Annotated in this window: 23 protein-coding genes; 16 read left to right on the top strand and 7 right to left on the bottom strand. The window is 35.8% G+C overall.

Going from position 1 to position 19,775, the window contains the following annotated elements; translation table 11 throughout:
• The first annotated feature begins 4 nt into the window (after positions 1-4).
• Positions 5-412 carry a hypothetical protein gene (locus RBB48_RS13085; RefSeq protein ID WP_137035270.1) on the top strand — a complete coding sequence of 136 codons (408 nt, stop codon included), beginning with the start codon at positions 5-7 and terminating at the stop codon, positions 410-412.
• Between the two features lie 67 nt (positions 413-479).
• Positions 480-1,718 carry an MDR family MFS transporter gene (locus tag RBB48_RS13080; protein ID WP_147786376.1) on the top strand — a complete coding sequence of 413 codons (1,239 nt, stop codon included), beginning with the start codon at positions 480-482 and terminating at the stop codon, positions 1,716-1,718.
• Between the two features lie 243 nt (positions 1,719-1,961).
• Here the strand turns inward: RBB48_RS13080 and RBB48_RS13075 are convergent, their stop codons facing one another.
• Entirely contained in the window at positions 1,962-2,348 is a 387-nt protein-coding gene (locus RBB48_RS13075) for an Hsp20/alpha crystallin family protein (protein WP_048544065.1), read from the bottom strand.
• Positions 2,349-2,472: 124 nt separating this feature from the next.
• Positions 2,473-2,595 carry a small acid-soluble spore protein P gene (locus tag RBB48_RS13070; protein ID WP_000517650.1) on the bottom strand — a complete coding sequence of 41 codons (123 nt, stop codon included), beginning with the start codon at positions 2,593-2,595 and terminating at the stop codon, positions 2,473-2,475.
• A 121-nt stretch (positions 2,596-2,716) separates the two neighbouring features.
• Between RBB48_RS13070 and RBB48_RS13065 the strand changes: the two genes are divergently transcribed.
• Both RBB48_RS13065 and pdaB read left to right on the top strand, forming a co-directional pair.
• Positions 2,717-2,980, top strand: coding sequence for a hypothetical protein (locus RBB48_RS13065; protein ID WP_001146295.1), 264 nt, complete (start codon positions 2,717-2,719; stop codon positions 2,978-2,980).
• Positions 2,981-3,025: 45 nt separating this feature from the next.
• Positions 3,026-3,751: a polysaccharide deacetylase family sporulation protein PdaB gene (pdaB, locus tag RBB48_RS13060; RefSeq protein WP_106383428.1), complete on the top strand. Its 726-nt coding sequence runs from the start codon at positions 3,026-3,028 to the stop codon at positions 3,749-3,751.
• A gap of 40 nt (positions 3,752-3,791) precedes the next feature.
• Here pdaB and sspO read toward each other — a convergent pair whose 3' ends face one another.
• Positions 3,792-3,941, bottom strand: a complete 150-nt coding sequence (gene sspO, locus RBB48_RS13055; RefSeq protein ID WP_000518053.1) for an acid-soluble spore protein SspO — start codon at positions 3,939-3,941, stop codon at positions 3,792-3,794.
• 290 nt (positions 3,942-4,231) lie between these two features.
• Between sspO and acnA the strand changes: the two genes are divergently transcribed.
• Positions 4,232-6,955 carry an aconitate hydratase AcnA gene (acnA, locus tag RBB48_RS13050; RefSeq protein WP_048544062.1) on the top strand — a complete coding sequence of 908 codons (2,724 nt, stop codon included), beginning with the start codon at positions 4,232-4,234 and terminating at the stop codon, positions 6,953-6,955.
• 116 nt (positions 6,956-7,071) lie between these two features.
• A complete protein-coding gene (locus RBB48_RS13045) occupies positions 7,072-8,721 on the top strand; it encodes an ABC transporter ATP-binding protein (RefSeq protein ID WP_306007742.1) in 1,650 nt (549 codons plus the stop codon).
• 23 nt (positions 8,722-8,744) lie between these two features.
• Here RBB48_RS13045 and RBB48_RS13040 read toward each other — a convergent pair whose 3' ends face one another.
• Complete coding sequence (locus RBB48_RS13040; RefSeq protein WP_046954569.1) at positions 8,745-9,002, bottom strand: hypothetical protein; 258 nt, start codon at positions 9,000-9,002, stop codon at positions 8,745-8,747.
• 251 nt (positions 9,003-9,253) lie between these two features.
• On the opposite strand from RBB48_RS13040, the gene RBB48_RS13035 reads away from it, so the two are divergent.
• The 4 genes from RBB48_RS13035 to sspN all read left to right on the top strand — a co-directional run bounded on the left by RBB48_RS13035 (position 9,254) and on the right by sspN (position 11,355).
• A complete protein-coding gene (locus RBB48_RS13035) occupies positions 9,254-9,829 on the top strand; it encodes a TlpA family protein disulfide reductase (protein WP_000269060.1) in 576 nt (191 codons plus the stop codon).
• Between the two features lie 115 nt (positions 9,830-9,944).
• Positions 9,945-10,892 (top strand): 3'-5' exonuclease, encoded by a 948-nt coding sequence (locus RBB48_RS13030; protein WP_306007741.1) that lies wholly within the window; start codon positions 9,945-9,947, stop codon positions 10,890-10,892.
• A gap of 141 nt (positions 10,893-11,033) precedes the next feature.
• On the top strand, positions 11,034-11,177 hold the full coding sequence (locus RBB48_RS13025) for an FbpB family small basic protein (protein WP_001254698.1): 144 nt from the start codon (positions 11,034-11,036) through the stop codon (positions 11,175-11,177).
• Between the two features lie 43 nt (positions 11,178-11,220).
• A complete protein-coding gene (gene sspN / locus RBB48_RS13020; RefSeq protein WP_000527987.1) occupies positions 11,221-11,355 on the top strand; it encodes an acid-soluble spore protein SspN in 135 nt (44 codons plus the stop codon).
• A gap of 68 nt (positions 11,356-11,423) precedes the next feature.
• Here the strand turns inward: sspN and RBB48_RS13015 are convergent, their stop codons facing one another.
• Positions 11,424-12,716, bottom strand: coding sequence for a glycoside hydrolase family 18 protein (locus RBB48_RS13015; protein ID WP_306007740.1), 1,293 nt, complete (start codon positions 12,714-12,716; stop codon positions 11,424-11,426).
• A 109-nt stretch (positions 12,717-12,825) separates the two neighbouring features.
• Here RBB48_RS13015 and RBB48_RS13010 point away from each other — a divergent pair, with 109 nt between their 5' ends.
• Positions 12,826-13,245 carry an acyl-CoA thioesterase gene (locus tag RBB48_RS13010; protein ID WP_000495804.1) on the top strand — a complete coding sequence of 140 codons (420 nt, stop codon included), beginning with the start codon at positions 12,826-12,828 and terminating at the stop codon, positions 13,243-13,245.
• A 26-nt stretch (positions 13,246-13,271) separates the two neighbouring features.
• Here the strand turns inward: RBB48_RS13010 and RBB48_RS13005 are convergent, their stop codons facing one another.
• Complete coding sequence (locus RBB48_RS13005) at positions 13,272-13,562, bottom strand: HesB/YadR/YfhF family protein (protein ID WP_001054448.1); 291 nt, start codon at positions 13,560-13,562, stop codon at positions 13,272-13,274.
• Between the two features lie 108 nt (positions 13,563-13,670).
• On the bottom strand, positions 13,671-14,267 hold the full coding sequence (plsY, locus tag RBB48_RS13000) for a glycerol-3-phosphate 1-O-acyltransferase PlsY (RefSeq protein ID WP_000237189.1): 597 nt from the start codon (positions 14,265-14,267) through the stop codon (positions 13,671-13,673).
• 225 nt (positions 14,268-14,492) lie between these two features.
• Between plsY and RBB48_RS12995 the strand changes: the two genes are divergently transcribed.
• The 5 genes from RBB48_RS12995 to RBB48_RS12975 all read left to right on the top strand — a co-directional run bounded on the left by RBB48_RS12995 (position 14,493) and on the right by RBB48_RS12975 (position 19,431).
• Positions 14,493-16,349, top strand: coding sequence for an anaerobic ribonucleoside triphosphate reductase (locus RBB48_RS12995; RefSeq protein WP_306007739.1), 1,857 nt, complete (start codon positions 14,493-14,495; stop codon positions 16,347-16,349).
• Positions 16,346-16,798 carry an anaerobic ribonucleoside-triphosphate reductase activating protein gene (gene nrdG, locus RBB48_RS12990; RefSeq protein ID WP_000867068.1) on the top strand — a complete coding sequence of 151 codons (453 nt, stop codon included), beginning with the start codon at positions 16,346-16,348 and terminating at the stop codon, positions 16,796-16,798. The genes RBB48_RS12995 and nrdG overlap by 4 nt, the downstream gene beginning before the upstream one ends.
• Before the next feature lie 18 nt (positions 16,799-16,816).
• The gene (locus RBB48_RS12985; RefSeq protein WP_001044675.1) at positions 16,817-17,494 is read left to right on the top strand and encodes a response regulator transcription factor; all 678 of its coding nucleotides are present in this window, start codon (positions 16,817-16,819) and stop codon (positions 17,492-17,494) included.
• Positions 17,495-17,696: 202 nt separating this feature from the next.
• On the top strand, positions 17,697-18,938 hold the full coding sequence (locus RBB48_RS12980) for a S1C family serine protease (RefSeq protein WP_046957742.1): 1,242 nt from the start codon (positions 17,697-17,699) through the stop codon (positions 18,936-18,938).
• A 79-nt stretch (positions 18,939-19,017) separates the two neighbouring features.
• Positions 19,018-19,431 (top strand): CoA-binding protein, encoded by a 414-nt coding sequence (locus tag RBB48_RS12975; RefSeq protein ID WP_048565897.1) that lies wholly within the window; start codon positions 19,018-19,020, stop codon positions 19,429-19,431.
• The last annotated feature ends 344 nt before the right edge of the window (positions 19,432-19,775 follow it).

The following is a 19,775-nucleotide window of genomic DNA, read 5'->3' as shown; positions in this document are numbered from 1 at the left end:
GAATATGTTATATGAAAACGGCGTAGATAAACTGCTTAGTTTAAGCAAAAATATTTCTGAATTGTATCGAGAATTAAATGAAATGACCCGGATTTTAACGGATTGTAATCGAGAAAGTGTGAAGTTTGATCGGTTATATGTAAAAGAGGTACTGTGGAAGAAAGAAGATGTAATAGAGAAATATGATCAGCTGCTTGTGCAACTTTGTATAAATGAATGCTTTGATTTAAAAAGTGTCATTACAGGGGAGTATAAGTATACATATGAAGAAGTAGAAAATATTGTTTTACAATTTAATGAGAAGTATAATGTCGTAATTTTAATTAAAGATGTTTGTAAAGAATTACAGTTTACATATGGCATAGATATGGAAATAACGAGAACAGCTCGGGTATCAACAGCTCAAGTATAAAAAGGGAAAAGAAAGCAGATCCTTTGCTTTCTTTTTTTTTGTAAGAACAGGGAGAGTAGGTTTAACGATGAAAGGGAAGTTACAAAATATTCATCCGTTAGGAATGACAATTATAATAGGGACTTTATTTGCGAGGTTCGCCACGTCAATGAGTATTCCTTTTTTAGCAATTTATTTAACGACTGTTAAAGGTGTATCAGCTGGAATGACGGGTGCTATTATCGGAACGAGTGCACTTGTTGGAGTGTTTGCTAGTTTTATCGGAGGGAATTTATCGGATCGATTCGGCCGAAACATGATTATAATATGGTCCATGATCGTTTGGGTGTTTGTATTTATAGGTTTTTCATTTGCAAATCATGTTCTAAGTTTCTTTTTATTAAATGCTTTGAATGGATTATGTCGGTCTTTTTTTGAGCCGACGTCAAGAGCATTATTATCAGATTTAACGAAACCAGAGTATCGTTTACTCGTATATAATTTGCGTTACGGTGCAATCAATGTTGGAGTAGCGATTGGCCCACTTGTCGGATTACAGATTGGAAGTGCAAAATCTACAATTCCTTTTTTAGTAGCAGCTGGAGTATATATTCTATATACAGCTATATTAGCATTCCAATTTAAGAAGTATCCAATTGAAAAAAAGAAAGTAAATACAGAAAAGCCTGTCACAATGTTAAATGCAGTTCGTATATTGCGAAAGGATGTCGTATTTTTAGTTGCCTTAGTCGGTATTATTTTGAGTAATTGTGGCTTTTCACACTTAACGACAACAGTATCTCAATATTTTGCAAATGCACATATATTTCAGGATGGAGTGAAATTATTTTCGTATATGTTAGCTTTAAATGCGATTGTTGTAGTCGTAATTCAATACCCTGTTATTCAAATATGTAAAAAGTATACACCGTTAACATCAATTATGGTTGGAACTTTATTTGTGAGCGGGGGGTTGTTTGGATTTGGAATAGCAGAATCTATGCTAGGTGCTGCTATTTGTACAATTATTTTTACAGTTGGAGAAGTTTTAATGTTTTCCATGACGGATGTGTTTATTGATGATATAGCTGTTTCACATTTAAAAGGAACATATTTTGGAGCAATGGGATTTTCAGGGATTGGAGCAGTAATTGGTCCATGGTTTGGAGGAGTGCTTCTCGATTACTACGGGTATCAAAATGGGTTTGTAGTATTTTCAGCACTAGCTATATTTTCAACTGTAGCATTTCCTGTACTTGTAGCTACAAAAGGTTTATTGAAAAAAAGATATGATAGAAATTGTAATTTAGAATTAGATGCTAAATAAAATAAGCCCCAGCAGATGACTGGGGCTTATTTTTGTATTTATCCCGCATTAACGGGCAAGTAAGAACCCCCACCTAAAAATTCAGCGAAAGCAAAGAAGTTAGGTGGGGGAATCAACTGCCCGTAAAAGCCCGATTGGTTCAACTAATAATCAGTGGGGGATGAAGCCCCCACTGATTAAAGTTTCACTTTATCCCGCTATTTGCGGGCAGTAAGAACCCATTGATTAAAGCTTTACTTTATTTTAATTCTCAATTTGAAAAAGAACTTTTTCTTCATGTTTATTAGCAACTTCATTTTTGGAAATATGAATGGCTAAATATCCATTCTCTAAGCAGGCTAGCATCTTTTTATAAATAATAGTAGCGGGTAAAGGGATGATCCGCTGCAAAGAAATATTTTTATGAAGTATGCAAATATTTAGGCCTGTCTCCATCTTTTTAATAACTACATTTTGTTCGGATACATTTGGTACATCTGTTTCCAAAATGTATTCTTGTTCAGTTTCACAAAGGTCAATATGAATTTGATTTGGGAAACTAAAGTTACTACAAGAATCAGAACAAAATTGATCCATCCATTCTTCGAAACCATCAACATGAAAAAGACAATCCTTCTTTTTCTTGCCCATGTAAGACACCCTCCGTAAAATCTCAATTCATACTATGTTATGCATGAATGAAGTAGGGGTGAAGAATAAATGGAAAAATATAAACATTGTATGTGGCAAAGGTAGCTAGTGTGAGCCTTTTGTTTTACATATCATGATGTGCATGATTTTTTTGGCGTGAATGGTTACGGTTTTTTACTTTATGAGATCCGCTTAATGGTTCAGGTTGTCCCTTTTTTTCTTTCGCTTCACGATTGTTTTTTCCCATTGTATGTGACACCTCCTCTTTCTCTTTAGAATGAGAGAAGTTTGCAAATTTATACGAGAATGTTTTTAGAAAAAAAGGTAAAGATAAATGGGACTAACTATTATGGAAAGGGGATTATATAATGCCATATCATAAAGATAAACAACAAGCTTTTCAAGCAGCGCAGCAAGGAGTTACACAAGCAGAAAACGCATTTAATAACATTGTAAAAAATGATCCAAACTACGGTCATGATTTAAAAGAGTTACGCCAAGAGGTTCAGGAAGCGTATGAACAAATTCAAAATGCGTTAGAGGTAGCTTCAGAAACACAACGCCCACAACTTGAGCAATACGAAAATAATCTTCAAAACATTATGCGAAATGTAGATCAATTAGAAAAGTAAATGAGGTTGTTGTGTATTCGACAACCTCCTACTTTAATGAACATTATGCTAAAACAGAAAATTTTTTTAGTGGTTTTTTCTTTATTATGCGCAGTACATATATTTCAAGTGGAAAAAGTGGAAGCGAAAATGTTGCTCAGAAAAGAGCTAGAACCAACTGGCTATGTAACGTGGGAAGTACCTAATAATGAAAAGATTATTGCCATTACATTTGATGATGGCCCAGATCCAACTTATACACCGCAAGTTTTACATTTATTACGTCAATATAAAGCAGAAGCAACATTTTTTATGATTGGATTTCGAGTTCAGCGTAATCCATATTTAGTGAAACAAGTGTTAAAAGAGGGACATGAAATTGGAAATCATACGATGAATCATTTATATGCGAGTAATTCATCGGATGAAAAATTAGAAAATGATATTTTAGATGGAAAGAAATTTTTCGAAAAATGGGTGAAAGAACCTTTACTATTCCGTCCACCTGGCGGATATATTAACGATGCTGTATTTAAAACAGCGAAAGAAGCAGGTTATCAAACTGTTCTATGGTCGTGGCATCAAGACCCGCGTGATTGGGCAAATCCAGGGGTTGAATCCATTGTAAATCATGTAGTAAAAAATGCTAAAAGTGGAGATATCGTATTGTTACATGATGGAGGAAATGATCGTAGTCAAACAGTAGCAGCATTAGCAAAAATTTTACCTGAGCTGAAAAAACAAGGATATCGATTTGTAACGGTTTCAGAATTACTACGTTATAAACATTAGAAAAAATCCCAAAAGGAAATGGACCTTTTGGGATTTTTCGTTACTGGTTCTTTTTACGTTTTTTATTATTTTGTCGCTCTGCTGGAGTTAAAGGCTCGTTTGCAAATTCTTCATTATAACCAGCACCTTGTCCTTGTGCAGATGCCGCATTCATTCCTGAAATAGTATGATTTGCTTTTCTTTTACCCATTTTATTTCACCTCTATAACTTTTTTGTATGTTGAATGATGAGCAGTTCATAGTATGTATGAACTGTAAGTAAAGCACTAATAGAGCACTTTACTTTATGGTAATAGTATTCATAAGGAGCGTGAACACTATTCAAATTTAGGAACATAAAGAAAACTTATGATAATCTATAAGTTTCTTATTATTTACTTATTTAGAAAGTTGTAATAAGATATTATCGTAAGGTATTGAAAAGTTTGTCTACATTTTATATTCAGACAACTTAGTCACGTTTAACAGGGGGGAAACATAATGGTCAAACATAATCCATTTCAATCACGTGCAACTTTTGAATTAGATGGAAAAACGTATCATTATTATGATTTGAAAGCGCTTGAAAACGCAGGGGTTGGCAACGTATCTCAATTACCATATTCCGTGAAAGTTTTACTTGAATCAGTACTTCGTCAAGTAGACGGACGTGTAATTACAGAAGAGCATGTTACAAATTTAGCGAAATGGGGAACGAAAGATGTGCAAGATATCGATGTTCCATTTAAACCATCTCGTGTAATTTTACAAGATTTCACTGGTGTACCAGCTGTTGTAGATTTGGCTTCGCTTCGTAAAGCAATGGCAGATATGGGCGGGGATCCTGATAAAATTAATCCAGAAATTACTGTAGACCTTGTAATTGACCACTCTGTACAGGTTGATAGAGCGGGTACGGCAGACGCGCTTGCATTCAACATGGACTTAGAGTTTAAACGTAATGAAGAACGTTATAAATTTTTAAGCTGGGCACAAAAATCATTTGATAACTATCGCGCAGTGCCACCAGCTACAGGTATTGTACACCAAGTAAACCTTGAATATTTAGCACCAGTTGTTCATGCTGTGAAAAATGCTGAAGGTGACTTAGTTGCATACCCAGATTCATTAGTTGGAACAGACTCACATACAACAATGATTAACGGTATCGGCGTTCTTGGATGGGGCGTTGGTGGTATTGAAGCAGAAGCAGGAATGCTTGGACAGCCTTCATACTTCCCAGTACCTGAAGTAATCGGTGTGAAATTAACTGGTACACTTCCAAGTGGTACTACAGCAACTGATGTTGCATTAAAAGTAACACAAGTATTACGTCAAAAAGGTGTAGTTGGTAAATTCGTTGAGTTCTTCGGTAATGGACTAAAGAGCATGCCTTTAGCTGACCGTGCAACAATTTCAAACATGGCACCAGAATACGGTGCAACTTGTGGATTCTTCCCAATTGACGATATTTCATTAGAATACTTACGTTTAACAGGTAGAGATGAAGAGCAAATTCGCATTGTTGAAGAATACTGTAAAGCAAATGGTTTATTCTATACAGCAGACAGCAAAGATCCAATTTACACTGATCTTGTTGAAATTGATTTAAATACAATCGAATCTAACCTTTCTGGACCGAAACGCCCACAAGATTTAATTCCACTTTCAGATATGAAAGATGCGTTCCATAAAGCTGTTGTGGCACCAGTTGGAACACAAGGACTTGGATTTAATGAGCAAGAGTTCGATAAAGAAGTGAAGGTTACATTAGAAGATAAAGAAGTAACGATGAAAACAGGTGCAATTGCAATCGCTGCAATTACAAGCTGTACAAATACATCAAACCCATACGTATTAATTGGGGCAGGTCTAGTTGCGAAGAAAGCAATTGAAAAAGGGCTTGTAGTACCTGAGTACGTAAAAACATCATTAGCACCAGGGTCTAAAGTTGTTACTGAATACTTAGATAAATCAGGTTTAACAACATATTTAGATCAATTAGGTTTCCAAACAGTTGGTTACGGTTGTACGACTTGTATCGGTAACTCTGGTCCGTTAGCAGAGGAGTTAGAAGAAGCAATCGCAGCAAACGATTTATTAGTAACATCTGTTTTATCTGGTAACCGTAACTTTGAAGGTCGTATTCATCCACTTGTAAAAGCAAACTACTTAGCATCACCACCACTTGTTGTGGCATATGCACTTGCAGGTACTGTTGATATTGACCTGAAAAATGATGCAATCGGTAAAGATGCAAATGGCAATGCTGTTTACTTCAACGACATTTGGCCATCAGCTAAAGAAATTGAAGATGTAGTTCAAAACGTTGTTACATCTGAACTGTTCAAGAAAGAATATGCACAAGTATTTAACAGCAATGAGCGCTGGAATGAAATCCAAACTTCAAATGAAGCTTTATATACTTGGGATAATGATTCAACTTATATTCAAAACCCACCGTTCTTTGAAGGATTATCTAAAGAGCCAGGTGAAGTTGAAACGTTATCAGATTTACGCATAGTTGGTAAATTTGGAGACTCTGTAACGACAGACCATATTTCACCAGCAGGTTCAATTGGTAAGCATACACCAGCAGGACGCTACTTATTAGAAAACGGCGTACAACCTGTTGACTTTAACTCTTACGGTTCTCGTCGTGGTAACCACGAAGTTATGATGCGTGGTACATTCGCGAACATCCGTATTAAAAACCAAATCGCACCAGGAACAGAAGGTGGATACACAACATATTGGCCAACTGGTGAAGTAACATCAATCTATGATGCTGCTATGAAATATAAAGAAGATGGCACAGGCCTTCTAGTTATTGCTGGTAAAGATTACGGTATGGGAAGTTCTCGTGACTGGGCTGCGAAAGGTACAAACTTATTAGGTATTAAAGCGGTAATCGCAGAAAGCTTCGAACGTATTCACCGTAGTAACTTAGTATTAATGGGTGTATTACCACTTCAATTTAAAGATGGCGAAAGCGCTGAAACGTTAGGTCTTGTTGGTAACGAGTCATTTGAAATTCAAATTGACAAAACAGTTAGACCACGCGATCTTGTAAAAGTAGTTGCAACTGATGCAGATGGCAACGAAAAACAATTTGAAGTAGTAGCTCGTTTCGATAGTGAAGTAGAAATTGACTACTACCGTCACGGTGGTATTCTGCAAATGGTTCTTCGTGAGAAAATTGAAGAGTCTAAAGTGTCGAACTAAATAATTGAAATGAACGATAAGGAAGCTAACAACTGTTAGCTTCCTTATTTTATGGAAAGGGATGAAACCATTTGGTTTCATCCCTTTCTTTTTACTATAATAATGGAGGGAACATCATGAAAGAATATAAAAGAATATTGTTACCGTTACAGAAAGAAAAATTATTAGTAATAGCAGCTGTATGTAGTGGATGCTTTGCTGCTATTTTAAATTTATCTCGTCCACTATTCATGGGATTAATTGTAGATAACCTTATTCAACGAGAGTTAAAGGAGGTGTATCTTTACATTACTTTGTTTGCAGCTAGCCGCTTGTTGATGTGGGTGAACAATCTTTCATTTGATTATGTAAGTTCAAAAGCGAGTCAGCGAATATTACGAGAGAAGCGTATAGATGTATTGCGTCATTTCTTCTCATTACCGTTTGAAGAGAGTGAGAAGATTAAGGGAGGAGAGTTAGAGACATTAGTTGTGTCTGATATTCCGAACTGGGTCAGATTATATGGATCTATATTAATAGAATATATACATGCTATTGCCCAATTTATTGGCGCAATCATAGCACTACAACATATAGATATAAAGTTCATATTGTGGGTAGCTCCGTTTTTATTTTTAAGTGCAACGGTTCCGATGTTGATGGGGAAAAAGGTAAGAAATATCGCCAGCATTGCTCAAAGAAATCAATCAAGTGTTGTAGAGATGGTGTCACAGTTTGTAAAAGGAGCACAAGATTTACGTAGTTTGCAAAAAGAAAAATGGGCCATTCGCTTATTTAAGGGAGTAACGGCACAATCTTATAAAACAGAAGTAAAGAAGACGATGATGCAACATTGCATTGGAGTAGTTGGAACCGTGATTGAAACAGGGGCATATATCGTTGTTCTCATTATAGGCGCGCAGAAAATAATGAAGGGGGAAATGGTAGTTGGTTCAATTGTTGCCGTGTTAGCCACAATTGAAATGCTCTTTTTTCCAGTCCGCTACGTTGGCGATTTATTAATGATGACACAAGTTGCAGTTGCTTCGGCAAATAGAGTTTTTTCCTTTTTAGATAAACGAGTGGCAAATAGTAAGGTAGAAAGAGCGATGGGGATGACGGTAACAAATGTTTCATTTCAGGAGAGTAATGAAGAGAAATGCAGAATTCATAATATTGATTTGCAAATTAATCCTGGTGAACTCGTTATGATTGTAGGAGAAAGTGGTGCAGGAAAGACGACACTTTTAAAATTAATGATAGGGTTGTATAAACCATCTAACGGTAACATTGTTTATTATGGTAATGAGGCTCGTATGACGACAGTGTGGCAAGAACCTCGTTTCTTTCGGACGACAGTAAAAGAGAATATGTATTTCGGGGGAAAGTATCTAGAAAATCAGTTAGAAAAAAATATTGAACTTGTAAATGTGAAACCGATTATTAGTGATTTACCTAGGGGGATTGAAACTGTACTACATAAAAGCGGGGAAGAGTTTTCTGGAGGGGAAAGAAAACGTCTTGCATTATTACGCGCTATTGGTTCAAATCCGAATCTTATTATTTTAGATGAACCGACTGCGGGATTAGATCCGGGCAATCAAGAAACTGTTTGGAATATGATAGAAGGATTAGGAAGAGGGGTCACGAGAATTGTGGCAACACATGATGTAGAGAAAGCGATACTAGCAGATCGTGTTGTTATAATGAGAGAAGGAAGTATTGTTGCATGTGGAAGTCCTGAAAAATTAATAAATAGTCATTCGTTTTTACAGAGATATGAATAAAGATAAGAGAACTGCTCTTATCTTTATTCAGCATCATTTATTTGATACTCGATAGATTCGGAGTGATTCAGATCAACGTTAAAAGTAGCAGTCATAAGGAAAGTTGCAATTCCGAGAATTAAGAAAAGGACGAATGAGACTAGAGAGACGTAGAGACAAATACGCCCTACTTTCTTTTTTTCAAGATCTTTACTAAAGAGTGAAATGATCCATGTAATAATGCCGATTGGGTATAAAAGAAAACTAAGAATATATAATGTTGTTTTTTCGAATGAATTCATAAACAATCCCCCTTTTGTTGAAGGTTATTTAACTACGAGAGTAAATAGGTAAGTGGGTCAATAAGAAGATAAAACACCTCATCTGTTTTTCTAATTATATGATAAAAAGGAAAAAACTTCACTTTAAATAAGAATATTCTAATTATTTTGACTGTGAATATTTCCAAGCTTGTCCGTATAAGCTAAAATAAGGTATATAGTATTTGGGTAATTAGGTTAATAAGAAGATAAATACGTTAGGGTGATATAAAATGTGGCGGAAGCTTACGATTATTGTAGTGTTACTTTGTTTAGCGGGATATGCAGCTTATGAACAGTTTGGTAAAAAAGACCAGGCGGTACAAGGGGAGCAAGAAAAAAGTGAAGCTGCTATGAAAGAGATGATTGCAAGTAATGGTATCGAAATAGGGAAGAGTGCGCCAAACTTTGAATTAACGAAGTTAGATGGAACGAATGTAAAGTTATCAGATTTGAAAGGAAAGAAAGTGATTTTAAACTTTTGGGCAACGTGGTGTGGACCTTGCCAGCAAGAAATGCCGGATATGGAGGCTTTCTATAAAGAACATAAAGAAAATGTAGAAATTTTAGCAATAAATTATACGCCTTCAGAAAAGGGCGGGGGAGTAGAAAAGGTAAGCAATTTTGCAAAAGAAAAAGGAATTACTTTTCCTATTTTATTGGACAAGAACATTGATGTGACAACAGCGTATAAAGTAATTACGATTCCAACTTCGTATTTTATAGATACGAAAGGTGTCATTCAAGATAAGTTTATTGGACCGATGACGCAAAAAGAGATGGAGAAACGGATTGCTAAATTAAAATAATGGTGAAAAGGTAGAGGTGGAAAGTTACCATTTCTGCCTTTTCTTTTTCACGTAGTGATAGCAGCATGTTATGATAAAAGAAATATAAACGTTTAGAGGTAAAGGAGTGTTTGGAGTGGGGAATATATCCTTACCGTTAGATTATGTTGTAATTGATTTTGAAACAACAGGATTTAACCCTTATAATGATAAAATTATTCAAGTAGCAGCAGTGAAATATCGTAATCATGAACTAGTAGATCAATTTGTTTCCTATGTGAATCCAGAGCGTTCAATTCCGGACCGAATAACGAGTTTAACAGGTATTACAAACTATCGTGTTTCAGATGCACCGACGATTGAAGAAGTATTACCTTTATTTTTAGCATTTTTACATACAAATGTTATTGTCGCTCATAATGCATCTTTTGATATGCGTTTTTTTAAAAGTAATGTAAATATGCTTGGGCTGCCTGAACCTCAAAATAAAGTGATTGATACTGTGTTTTTAGCGAAGAAATATATGAAGCACGCACCTAATCATAAACTTGAAACGTTAAAGCGAATGCTTGGCATTCGTTTAAGTTCTCATAATGCATTTGATGATTGTATTACTTGTGCAGCTGTTTATCAAAAATGTGCATCTATTGAAGAAGAAACAAACAGGAAATCGAATACAGAAGTACTTGATGAAACAGTAGTATATGAAGCAGTAAAAAAGATACTTGTACGAAATAAACGTGATATCGAATGGATTCGTTGTATGAGTGTAGGAAGCTATTTAGATATAAAAGCTTTTTATCCAGTTATGAGAGTAAAAGTAAAAGGGCGAAAGAAATACGTATTAACAGAGATATTAGAAGATGATGTGAAAGAAATATGTACGAGTTTAAATTGTGAACCCGCGTTAAAAAGTGAAGTTGGTAATACGAGAATTATGCTTAATAGCTTAGAGGATGTCCTGAAATTAGAAAGTTATATTTTAGGACAGTATGATTTCGTACTGCAAGCGCTAAGTGAGTATAAACAAAGTGAAATGAATGCAGATGAAAAGCTAAAAGAATATTTAAATATAATGGTATAAAAAACTCCGTGTACAAGAAGTTGTGCACGGAGTTTTTTTAGGAGTACTAAAACATAAAATTTTCTTGCAAATCTGATTAAAGAGTTTTTCATTTGCTCATACTATGTATAGTAAGAATGCGAAGGAGAGAGGGTGAACAGCATGAGAAGAAGTCGCCGTAAATCATTTGACGAACTTGTGAAAGAAAATAAACAACAATTATTAAGTGATCGTGATGCAATCGATCGCATTGAAGAGCGTATTGAAAAACGTTATGAAATGCAACTTTTTAAGCAAGCTGAATAATTCTTAACACTAGTACGATACTAGTGTTAAGGAGGCGATAGTAATGGGTAATCCGAAAAAGAATTCAAAAGACTTTGCACCGAATCATATTGGAACACAATCAAAAAAAGCTGGTGGCAATAAAGGAAAGCAAATGCAAGACCAAACAGGCAAACAACCGATTGTTGATAACGGTTAAAAAAGGGAGAATGTTGTCATTCTTCTTTTTGTGACGGATTTTTAATAGTCAAAAAGGGCTGACTTATGTCAGCCCTTTTTCGTAATCGTAAAATTTTCAACGAGTAAACGCCAATTTTGCGGGAATGGTAAGCCAATCTTCCAGTAACTAATACCGCCTATACCTTGTTCTTTCATTAAATTGAATTTGCTTTGAACAGACCGTGAATCTTCAAACCAAACTTCGTGTTGAACACCATTTTCATCAAAATAATTAAAATGAGGAGCTTGAGCTGTGAAATCATAGCGGATGGGGACATTGTATTTACGAGCTAGTGCGACAGCTGCGACAGAGCTAATTGCTTTTGCAGGCGGATTGCCTTGTTTGAACGGAAGTTTCCAATCGAATCCGTATAAGTTTTGCCCCATCATAATTTTTTGGGGAGGCATTTGAGATTTTGCATATTGAAGTACTTCTTTTACAGGACCGATAGGAGAAATAGCCATCGGTGGCCCGCCTTGCCAACCCCAGTCATATGTCATAATGACGACGAAATCAACAATTTGCCCTTGTGCTTTATAATCGTGAGCTTCGAAAAATTTTCCCTTTTGATTTGAACTTGTTTTCGGTACAAGCGTTGTACTCAATGTGTATCCGTTAGGTAAGCGTGTTTTTACATTTCGTAAAAAACGATTATACGCTTCGCGATCTTCAGGTGCTATACTCTCGAAATCAAAATGAATGTCTCGCATACCGTACTGCTCAGCTGTTTGTAAAATGTTAGTAATAAATTTGTTTTGAATCGATGCATCGCGTAAAATAACCGATGTCAGATCGGCACTGAAATTTCCATTTTCAATATTTGTAATAACGAGCATCGGGATGGTTTTGCCTTGCGTTGCAATATTAGCGATTTTAGCTGTTTCAGTTGGTTCTTTTAACGTACCATCTCTTTTTGCCTCGAAACTGAAGTAAGCCAAATATGTTAAAAATGGATTAATGGCACGCGTAGCGTTAACCAAACTTTCTTTTATTGGTATTGTTGAAGGTTGTAAATAAGCGATGGATTCTACTGCGCGTTTTGTCCCTTTTGGTATATATAATTGCTGTCCAACATGGAGAATGGATTTTAAAGATAAGTTATTAACCTTAGCTAAACTAGCGAGAGGTACGTTATATGTTTGAGAGATTCGATATAGGCTATCGCCAGGCTGTACATAATAATTATTCCCTTTCGTATTAACGATCAGTGCCTGACCTACAACGAGTGTTTCAGCTGGATTTAGTCCATTGTCCTTTACTATTTCGTCAGGTGTTGATCCGTACTTTGATGCCAAGCTATATACGCTATCACCGCTACGAACAGTTACAATTTGAATCATATGCTTGCTCCTTTCAGTAAAAGATTCACTGTTTTTATTTTATTTTTGATGTCACTGTATTATGATTAAATGTATGCAAGGTAGCAGAAGTGAAAGAAGGCGAATACATATGTTTGTAGCAGAACATGAAGTTGAAATCCGTTATGCGGAAACAGATCAAATGGGTGTTGTTTACCATTCAAACTATTTGGTGTGGCTTGAACTAGGTCGCACGAAACTTATACAAGATTTAGGATTTTCATATGTTGAAATGGAGAAAGAGGGGATTATTTCTCCCGTGTTAGATTTGCAAATTTCATATCGTAAAGCGATGCGTTACGGAGAAAAAGCAATTGTGAAAACGTGGATTGATACTGTTAGTCCGCTTCGCGTTGTATATGGTTATGAAATATATAACGGTGAAGGTGAACTTTGTATTACTGCAAGTACGACGAATATTTGCGCGAAAAAAGAAGGGTTCAGGCCTGTATCATTTAAAAAGTTATATCCAGAGTGGTATGCGAAATATGAGGAAATTAAGAAAAAATAAAAAAGCGTGGCAGAAGCCACGCTTTTTTATTTTTCATAATTAAATTGCGGGAAATCATCACCGTCGTTAAATGTAACAGCTAAATTATGTCCATCGAAGAACCACTCATCATCGCCTTCAATAAAGAAGTTAATACCTTCTTCTTGAGTTTGAACAGCAGGATGTGCAGGATCATCTTTACGAATACCTAAAGAAAGTCCTTTTTGCACAGTACTGCAACCGCCGTATTGTACGAAAAGGCGTAGTGTTTCACCCGATTGTAAGTTTAATTCGTTTTTATACCATTGTGCTGCTTCTTTTGTTACGGAAAGATTCATGTATAGTTCCTCCAAATTATGTTGCTTTTTCTTTAGTATAAAAAATAACGCAAAAAGACGCTATTAATATGCTTCACGTTTTCTTTTTGCGTTATGTGGGTTACGATCTTATTTTTGCTTTTTTGAAAAGTTTGCTTTCGGTTCAGTTTTATTTATAATTCGTCCGATATTTGCACGGTGTTTATAAATAACCATACCTGCTAATAAACACATCGCAATAATGAAGATTTTATCCCCGCTAACAATGGATGCAATAACAGCAACGACGGCTGTTACCATAGAAGAAAGTGATACGTATCTTGTTGTAAATAAAAGGCTGAAAAAGACAACAGCTAATATTGCAAAAACAACTGGAGAGTAGCATAATAGCACGCCAGCAGAAGTTGCAACAGCTTTACCACCACGGAATTTCGCGAAAATCGGATACACATGTCCAAGAACAGCTGCTAATCCGAACCATAGTGGGTGAACATCTAAACCGAAAATAATCGGTAGACTTGTTGCTAATGTACCTTTTAAAATGTCAGCAATTGTAACGATAAAACCTGCTTTTTTCCCTAGTGTGCGGAATGTATTTGTTCCGCCTAGATTACCGCTTCCGTGCTCACGAATATCGATTCCGTAGCCGATTTTTCCAACGACTAGTGCGAATGGAATCGAGCCAAGTAAGTAGGCAACGATAAATAAAAGATATGTAATAACCATAAGTTCAGTCTCCTTTATTCAAATGTGTTGATAAAGGGTAAAAAGAGTTTTTCCCGTATATTGTACCATACATTTGTAAAGAGCACATTTCTTTTTTGTAAATGAAAAATTCATTATTTCGTGAAAAAAATTTCACAGGAATGTTACATTTCTCACAGAAACACCAAGACTATATGTAGTAACATTTTAATCAAAAGACAACAACATATTGGTGGAGGGTTATAAATGTTACAACGAAATGTACGTGGAGAAGAATTAATGAGAGTGTTTGAGACGATTGTCCACGGTAATGAGCAAGATTTAATGCAAGAAAATGCAAATGTAGATGGTCGCTCTCCAATGGGAGTAATGGGAACGTTCGCATCAGAGAGTGCGAAATATTATGCAGTTGAAAATTTATTGTCAGATCAAGTGAAAAAAGCGATAAATCAAAATATATTATATCCACATGACTTAGATTTTTATGCGACAGGAACGACGACTTGTTCGCAAATTCCGTTAGCGCAAATGCTTGCGGACGGTTTTCATACCGGACATGGGCATATGAGACAACCGCAGGATATTAAAAGTGCATTGGCTCTTTCATCTATTATTTTTCAGGCGAATCAAAATATGCAGCACGGTGGTCAATCATTTGCACTCTTTGATATTGATTTAGCTCCATATGTGAGAAAAACAGTAGCGAGACATAAGAAACGATTACAGTCATATCCGCTTACGAAAGAACAAATAGAAGAATTTGCATGGAAAGAAACAGAAAATGATACGTATCAGGCGTGTGAAGCTTTCGTTCATAATTCAAATAGTATGCACAGTAGGGGCGGGGGACAAGTACCGTTTATTTCTATTAATTATGGAACAGACACATCAAAAGAGGGACGGTTATTAGTTAGACAACTTTTAAAAGCGACACAAGCTGGTCTTGGTAAAGGAGAAACACCAATTTTTCCGATTCAAATTTTTAAAATGAAAAAAGGTGTGAACTTTGAAGAATGTGATCCGAACTATGATTTATTTGAATTAGCGTTAGAGACAACGGCTGAACGATTATTCCCTAACTTTTCATTTTTAGATGCGCCATTTAATGCAGTGCATTATGACGGACGACCGGAAAGTGAAGTATGTTATATGGGATGTCGTACCCGTGTCATGTCTAACATACATGGAGAAGAAACAGCGATTGGAAGAGGCAATTTATCATTTACGTCTATCAACTTAGTGAAATTAGCGTTAATTAGTGGTTCAAAAGAAGCATTTTTTGAAGCGTTAAATTATTACTTAGATTTAGGGATTAAGCAATTATTAGAGAGATTTGAGTATCAATGTACGAAGCGAGCAAGAGATTTTCGATTTTTATATTCACAAGGTGTATGGCGCGGTGGAGAGAAGTTACAGCCTGAAGATTCTGTAGCATCCATTTTAAAGCAAGGGACGTTAAGTCTTGGTTTTATCGGTCTTGCGGAGTGTTTAGTAGCTTTAACAGGAAAGCATCATGGAGAAGATGAAGAATCATGGAAACTCGGATATGAAATCATTTCCTTTATGAGAGATAGAATGGATAAAGCAACGGAAGAACATGAACTGAATTTCTCAGTAATTGCAACTCCTGCAGAAGGGTTATCAGGGAAGTTTGTGAAAAAAGATAGAGAAGAATTTGGTGTGATTAGCGGTATAACGAACCATAATTATTATACGAATTCATTCCATATCCCAGTTTACTATAGCATTCAAGCGATAAATAAAATTCGTTTAGAAGGACCTTTCCATGCTCTATGTAACGGGGGACATATTACGTATATTGAGCTAGACGGAGCAGCTATGCATAACAAACAGGCGTTAAAACAAATTGTACGAGCGATGGCAAATCATGGCGTTGGATACGGTTCAATTAATCATCCTGTTGACCGTTGTAAGTGCTGCAGTTATCACGGAGTTATTGGAAATGAATGCCCAAGTTGCGGAAATGAAGACGAAGCTAATATAGAAAGAATTCGCCGTATAACAGGTTATCTTGTAGGAGATATGTCGAAGTGGAATAGTGCGAAACGTAGTGAAGAGATGGATCGGGTGAAGCATAAATGAAAGTGATGAACATCATTCATGATAGTGTAGTAGATGGGGAAGGGTTGCGGACAGTCGTGTTTTTTGCGGGCTGTCCGCATCGTTGTTTCGGTTGCCATAATCCAAAATCGTGGAATATTTGTAATGGAACTGAAATGACAGTAGAAGAAATTGTGAACGAGATTGCAAGTAATTCATTAACTGATGTAACATTTTCAGGTGGAGATCCATTCTTCCAAGCTGCTGAAGTGAAAAAAGTAGCAAAAGCTGTGAAAGACTTGAAAAAAAATCTATGGATGTATACAGGTTATACGTTAGAAGAGATACAGAGTTCTCAAAATAATGATATGATAGAGTTGTTACATTATGGGGATGTTTTAGTCGATGGAAGGTTTGAAATCGAGAAAAAAGATTTAACACTTCCATTTCGCGGAAGCTCCAATCAACGTATTATTCGATTGAAAGAGTAAAAAGGCGGGATAGATTATATGAATAAAACAGTATTACTTGTTGAAGATGAAAGAAGATTACGTGAAATCGTTAGTGATTATTTTCGTAATGAAGGCTTTGAAGTAATCGAAGCAGAAGACGGAAAAATAGCGTTAGAATTATTTGCAGAGCATGAAATTGATTTAATTATGTTAGATATTATGTTACCAGAAATAGATGGATGGTCTGTTTGTAGACGAATTAGAAAAGAATCAGCAGTACCGATCATTATGTTGACAGCACGTTCAGATGAGGATGATACACTACTAGGGTTCGAATTAGGTGCAGATGAGTATGTAACGAAACCTTTCAGCCCGAAAGTGTTAGTAGCTCGTGCGAAGACGTTATTGAAACGCGCGGATGGTGTGGTAGGAGTAGCGGAAGAAAATGCTATGTCTTTAGCTGGAATAGAAGTGAATCGTCTATCTAGAACCGTTTTAGTAGATGGAGAAGAAATTATATTGACACATAAGGAATTTGAACTTCTTGTTTATTTAATGGAGAACAAAGGAATTGTGTTGTCACGTCAACATTTATTAGATCAGTTATGGGGATATGATTACTACGGTGATGACCGAACGGTTGATACTCATATTAAAAAACTACGAAATAAGTTAGGAGATAAAGCGAAGCATATCGGTACTGTTATTCGAGTGGGTTACAAATTTGAAGAATAACCTTTAAATTACTATGCGCTTTGGCTTTGGGATATAGCAAATTTATACTCTCTTTTGTAGGTGGAATGTACAAAAAATACTTTTCTTGTCTACAATGTTAGATAAGAGTATTTTTTTAATTGGATTTCACGATGAGTTCACAAGAAGGACACAAGACGTGACTATACTGAAAATACGAATTCACCAGAGAGGGGAAGTAAACATGGGATATTACGACGGACCAAATTTAAATGAAGAGCATAGTGAAACGAGAGAAGTGAGAAAATCAGGTAGTAAAAAAGGTTATTTTTTCACAGGTTTAGTCGGAGCTGTAGTTGGGGCTGTCACAATTAGTTTTGCGGCACCATATATGCCATGGGCTCAAAATAATGGAGCGGCTGTATCATCATTCAGTTCGGATTCAAAAGTTGAAGGTACTGTAGTTCCTGTTGTCAATAAAGCAAAAAATGAAACTGATTTACCTGGTATGATTGAAGGCGCGAAAGATGTTGTTGTAGGTGTTATTAATATGCAACAAAGTGTTGATCCATTTGCAATGCAACCGACAGGCCAAGAGCAACAAGCTGGCTCAGGATCAGGTGTTATTTATAAAAAAGCAGGAAATAAAGCGTATATTGTAACGAACAACCATGTAGTAGATGGAGCGAATAAACTTGCTGTAAAACTAAGTGATGGTAAAAAGGTAGATGCAAAACTTGTAGGGAAAGACCCTTGGTTAGATTTAGCGGTTGTAGAAATTGATGGATCTAATGTAAATAAAGTTGCCACTTTAGGTGATTCAAGTAAACTTCGTGCGGGTGAAAAAGCGATTGCAATTGGTAACCCACTAGGGTTTGATGGAAGTGTAACGGAAGGTATTATTAGTAGCAAAGAACGTGAAATTCCAGTAGATATCGATGGCGATAAGCGTGCAGATTGGAATGCTCAAGTTATTCAAACAGATGCAGCAATTAACCCAGGTAATAGTGGTGGTGCGTTGTTTAACCAAAATGGTGAAATAATTGGGATTAATTCAAGTAAAATTGCACAACAAGAAGTTGAAGGAATTGGATTTGCTATTCCAATTAATATTGCAAAGCCAGTTATTGAATCACTTGAAAAAGACGGAGTAGTGAAACGTCCAGCTCTTGGAGTAGGTGTCGTTTCATTAGAAGATGTGCAAGCTTATGCAGTAAATCAATTGAAAGTACCGAAAGAAGTAACAAACGGCGTTGTATTAGGTAAAATTTACCCAATATCACCTGCAGAAAAAGCTGGTTTAGAGCAATATGATATTGTAGTATCATTAGATGATCAAAAAGTAGAAAATTCACTTCAATTCCGTAAATATTTATATGAAAAGAAAAAAGTAGGCGAGAAAGTAGAAGTTACATTCTATCGTAACGGTCAAAAAATGACGAAAACAGCTACTTTAGCAGATAATTCAGCTACAAAGAATCAATAATTGAAATAAAAGAAAGTCTCTTTCATATTGAAAGAGACTTTCTTTATCGGCTATACTAAAGGAATAGGAGGGATAAATTATGACAATTGAAAACCCAACTCGTACGGAAATTGGTGAAGTATTAAAGAAAAGCAAAACGATTGCAGTTGTTGGATTATCGGATAAGCCAGAACGTACATCGTATATGGTTTCAAAAGCAATGCAAGATGCTGGGTATCGCATTATTCCAGTAAACCCAACAGTAGATGAGGTGCTTGGAGAAAAAGCAGTTTCTTCACTAAAGGATATTAAGGAACATGTTGATATTGTAAATGTATTCCGTCGTTCAGAATTTTTAATGGATGTTGCGAAAGAGTTTGTAGAGATTGATGCAGATGTTTTTTGGGCACAATTAGGAGTACAAGATGAAGATACATATAAACTTTTGCAAGAAAAAGGCTATACTGTAATAATGGATCGTTGCATTAAAGTAGAACATGCGATGACAAAATAGTATAGGTTTTAAAGAGAGAAAGATTGATTCAGCCCTCTTTATAAATAAGTAGGGCCGATGAACGAGGTGTTCATCATGAGATTTTTTAAAGGCTGTTTTTGGGGATTGTTACTTGTTATCCCATTTTGGATATTGATCATTTGGATCATGATAAAGGTTTGGAATGTATAATCTTGGCATACATATCCATTTCTCGTTGACAAACGATTATTTTTCTGAAATAGTAGCCTAGAGGAATCCTTGTGAAAAAACAAGGATTTTTCTATTGAAAATGGTATATAAAAGAGATAAGATAACTTGCCAAAACTATAGTCGAGGCGTTATTCTATAATAGAAACATATGT

This window comes from Bacillus sp. MMSF_3353, from assembly GCF_030733445.1.
GTDB lineage: Bacteria > Bacillota > Bacilli > Bacillales > Bacillaceae_G > Bacillus_A > Bacillus_A wiedmannii.
The sequence above is the reverse complement of the archived record's forward strand: the minus strand, read 5'-3'. Positions and strand labels throughout refer to the sequence as shown.

What these genes read in the sequence shown, in the direction of transcription:
- plsY (WP_000237189.1), bottom strand. Translation starts at nt 14,267, where the DNA reads ATGGTTATTACATATCTTTTATTTATCGTTGCCTACTTACTTGGCTCG.
- RBB48_RS13080 (WP_147786376.1), top strand. Translation starts at nt 480, where the DNA reads ATGAAAGGGAAGTTACAAAATATTCATCCGTTAGGAATGACAATTATA.
- RBB48_RS13085 (WP_137035270.1), top strand. Translation starts at nt 5, where the DNA reads ATGTTATATGAAAACGGCGTAGATAAACTGCTTAGTTTAAGCAAAAAT.
- RBB48_RS13040 (WP_046954569.1), bottom strand. Translation starts at nt 9,002, where the DNA reads ATGAATTCATTCGAAAAAACAACATTATATATTCTTAGTTTTCTTTTA.
- RBB48_RS13075 (WP_048544065.1), bottom strand. Translation starts at nt 2,348, where the DNA reads ATGGGCAAGAAAAAGAAGGATTGTCTTTTTCATGTTGATGGTTTCGAA.
- pdaB (WP_106383428.1), top strand. Translation starts at nt 3,026, where the DNA reads ATGCTAAAACAGAAAATTTTTTTAGTGGTTTTTTCTTTATTATGCGCA.
- RBB48_RS13010 (WP_000495804.1), top strand. Translation starts at nt 12,826, where the DNA reads ATGTTTGTAGCAGAACATGAAGTTGAAATCCGTTATGCGGAAACAGAT.
- acnA (WP_048544062.1), top strand. Translation starts at nt 4,232, where the DNA reads ATGGTCAAACATAATCCATTTCAATCACGTGCAACTTTTGAATTAGAT.
- RBB48_RS12975 (WP_048565897.1), top strand. Translation starts at nt 19,018, where the DNA reads ATGACAATTGAAAACCCAACTCGTACGGAAATTGGTGAAGTATTAAAG.
- sspN (WP_000527987.1), top strand. Translation starts at nt 11,221, where the DNA reads ATGGGTAATCCGAAAAAGAATTCAAAAGACTTTGCACCGAATCATATT.
- RBB48_RS12980 (WP_046957742.1), top strand. Translation starts at nt 17,697, where the DNA reads ATGGGATATTACGACGGACCAAATTTAAATGAAGAGCATAGTGAAACG.
- RBB48_RS13045 (WP_306007742.1), top strand. Translation starts at nt 7,072, where the DNA reads ATGAAAGAATATAAAAGAATATTGTTACCGTTACAGAAAGAAAAATTA.
- RBB48_RS13065 (WP_001146295.1), top strand. Translation starts at nt 2,717, where the DNA reads ATGCCATATCATAAAGATAAACAACAAGCTTTTCAAGCAGCGCAGCAA.
- RBB48_RS13015 (WP_306007740.1), bottom strand. Translation starts at nt 12,716, where the DNA reads ATGATTCAAATTGTAACTGTTCGTAGCGGTGATAGCGTATATAGCTTG.
- RBB48_RS12985 (WP_001044675.1), top strand. Translation starts at nt 16,817, where the DNA reads ATGAATAAAACAGTATTACTTGTTGAAGATGAAAGAAGATTACGTGAA.
- RBB48_RS13070 (WP_000517650.1), bottom strand. Translation starts at nt 2,595, where the DNA reads ATGGGAAAAAACAATCGTGAAGCGAAAGAAAAAAAGGGACAACCTGAA.
- RBB48_RS13035 (WP_000269060.1), top strand. Translation starts at nt 9,254, where the DNA reads ATGTGGCGGAAGCTTACGATTATTGTAGTGTTACTTTGTTTAGCGGGA.
- sspO (WP_000518053.1), bottom strand. Translation starts at nt 3,941, where the DNA reads ATGGGTAAAAGAAAAGCAAATCATACTATTTCAGGAATGAATGCGGCA.
- RBB48_RS12995 (WP_306007739.1), top strand. Translation starts at nt 14,493, where the DNA reads ATGTTACAACGAAATGTACGTGGAGAAGAATTAATGAGAGTGTTTGAG.
- RBB48_RS13005 (WP_001054448.1), bottom strand. Translation starts at nt 13,562, where the DNA reads ATGAATCTTTCCGTAACAAAAGAAGCAGCACAATGGTATAAAAACGAA.
- RBB48_RS13025 (WP_001254698.1), top strand. Translation starts at nt 11,034, where the DNA reads ATGAGAAGAAGTCGCCGTAAATCATTTGACGAACTTGTGAAAGAAAAT.
- nrdG (WP_000867068.1), top strand. Translation starts at nt 16,346, where the DNA reads ATGAAAGTGATGAACATCATTCATGATAGTGTAGTAGATGGGGAAGGG.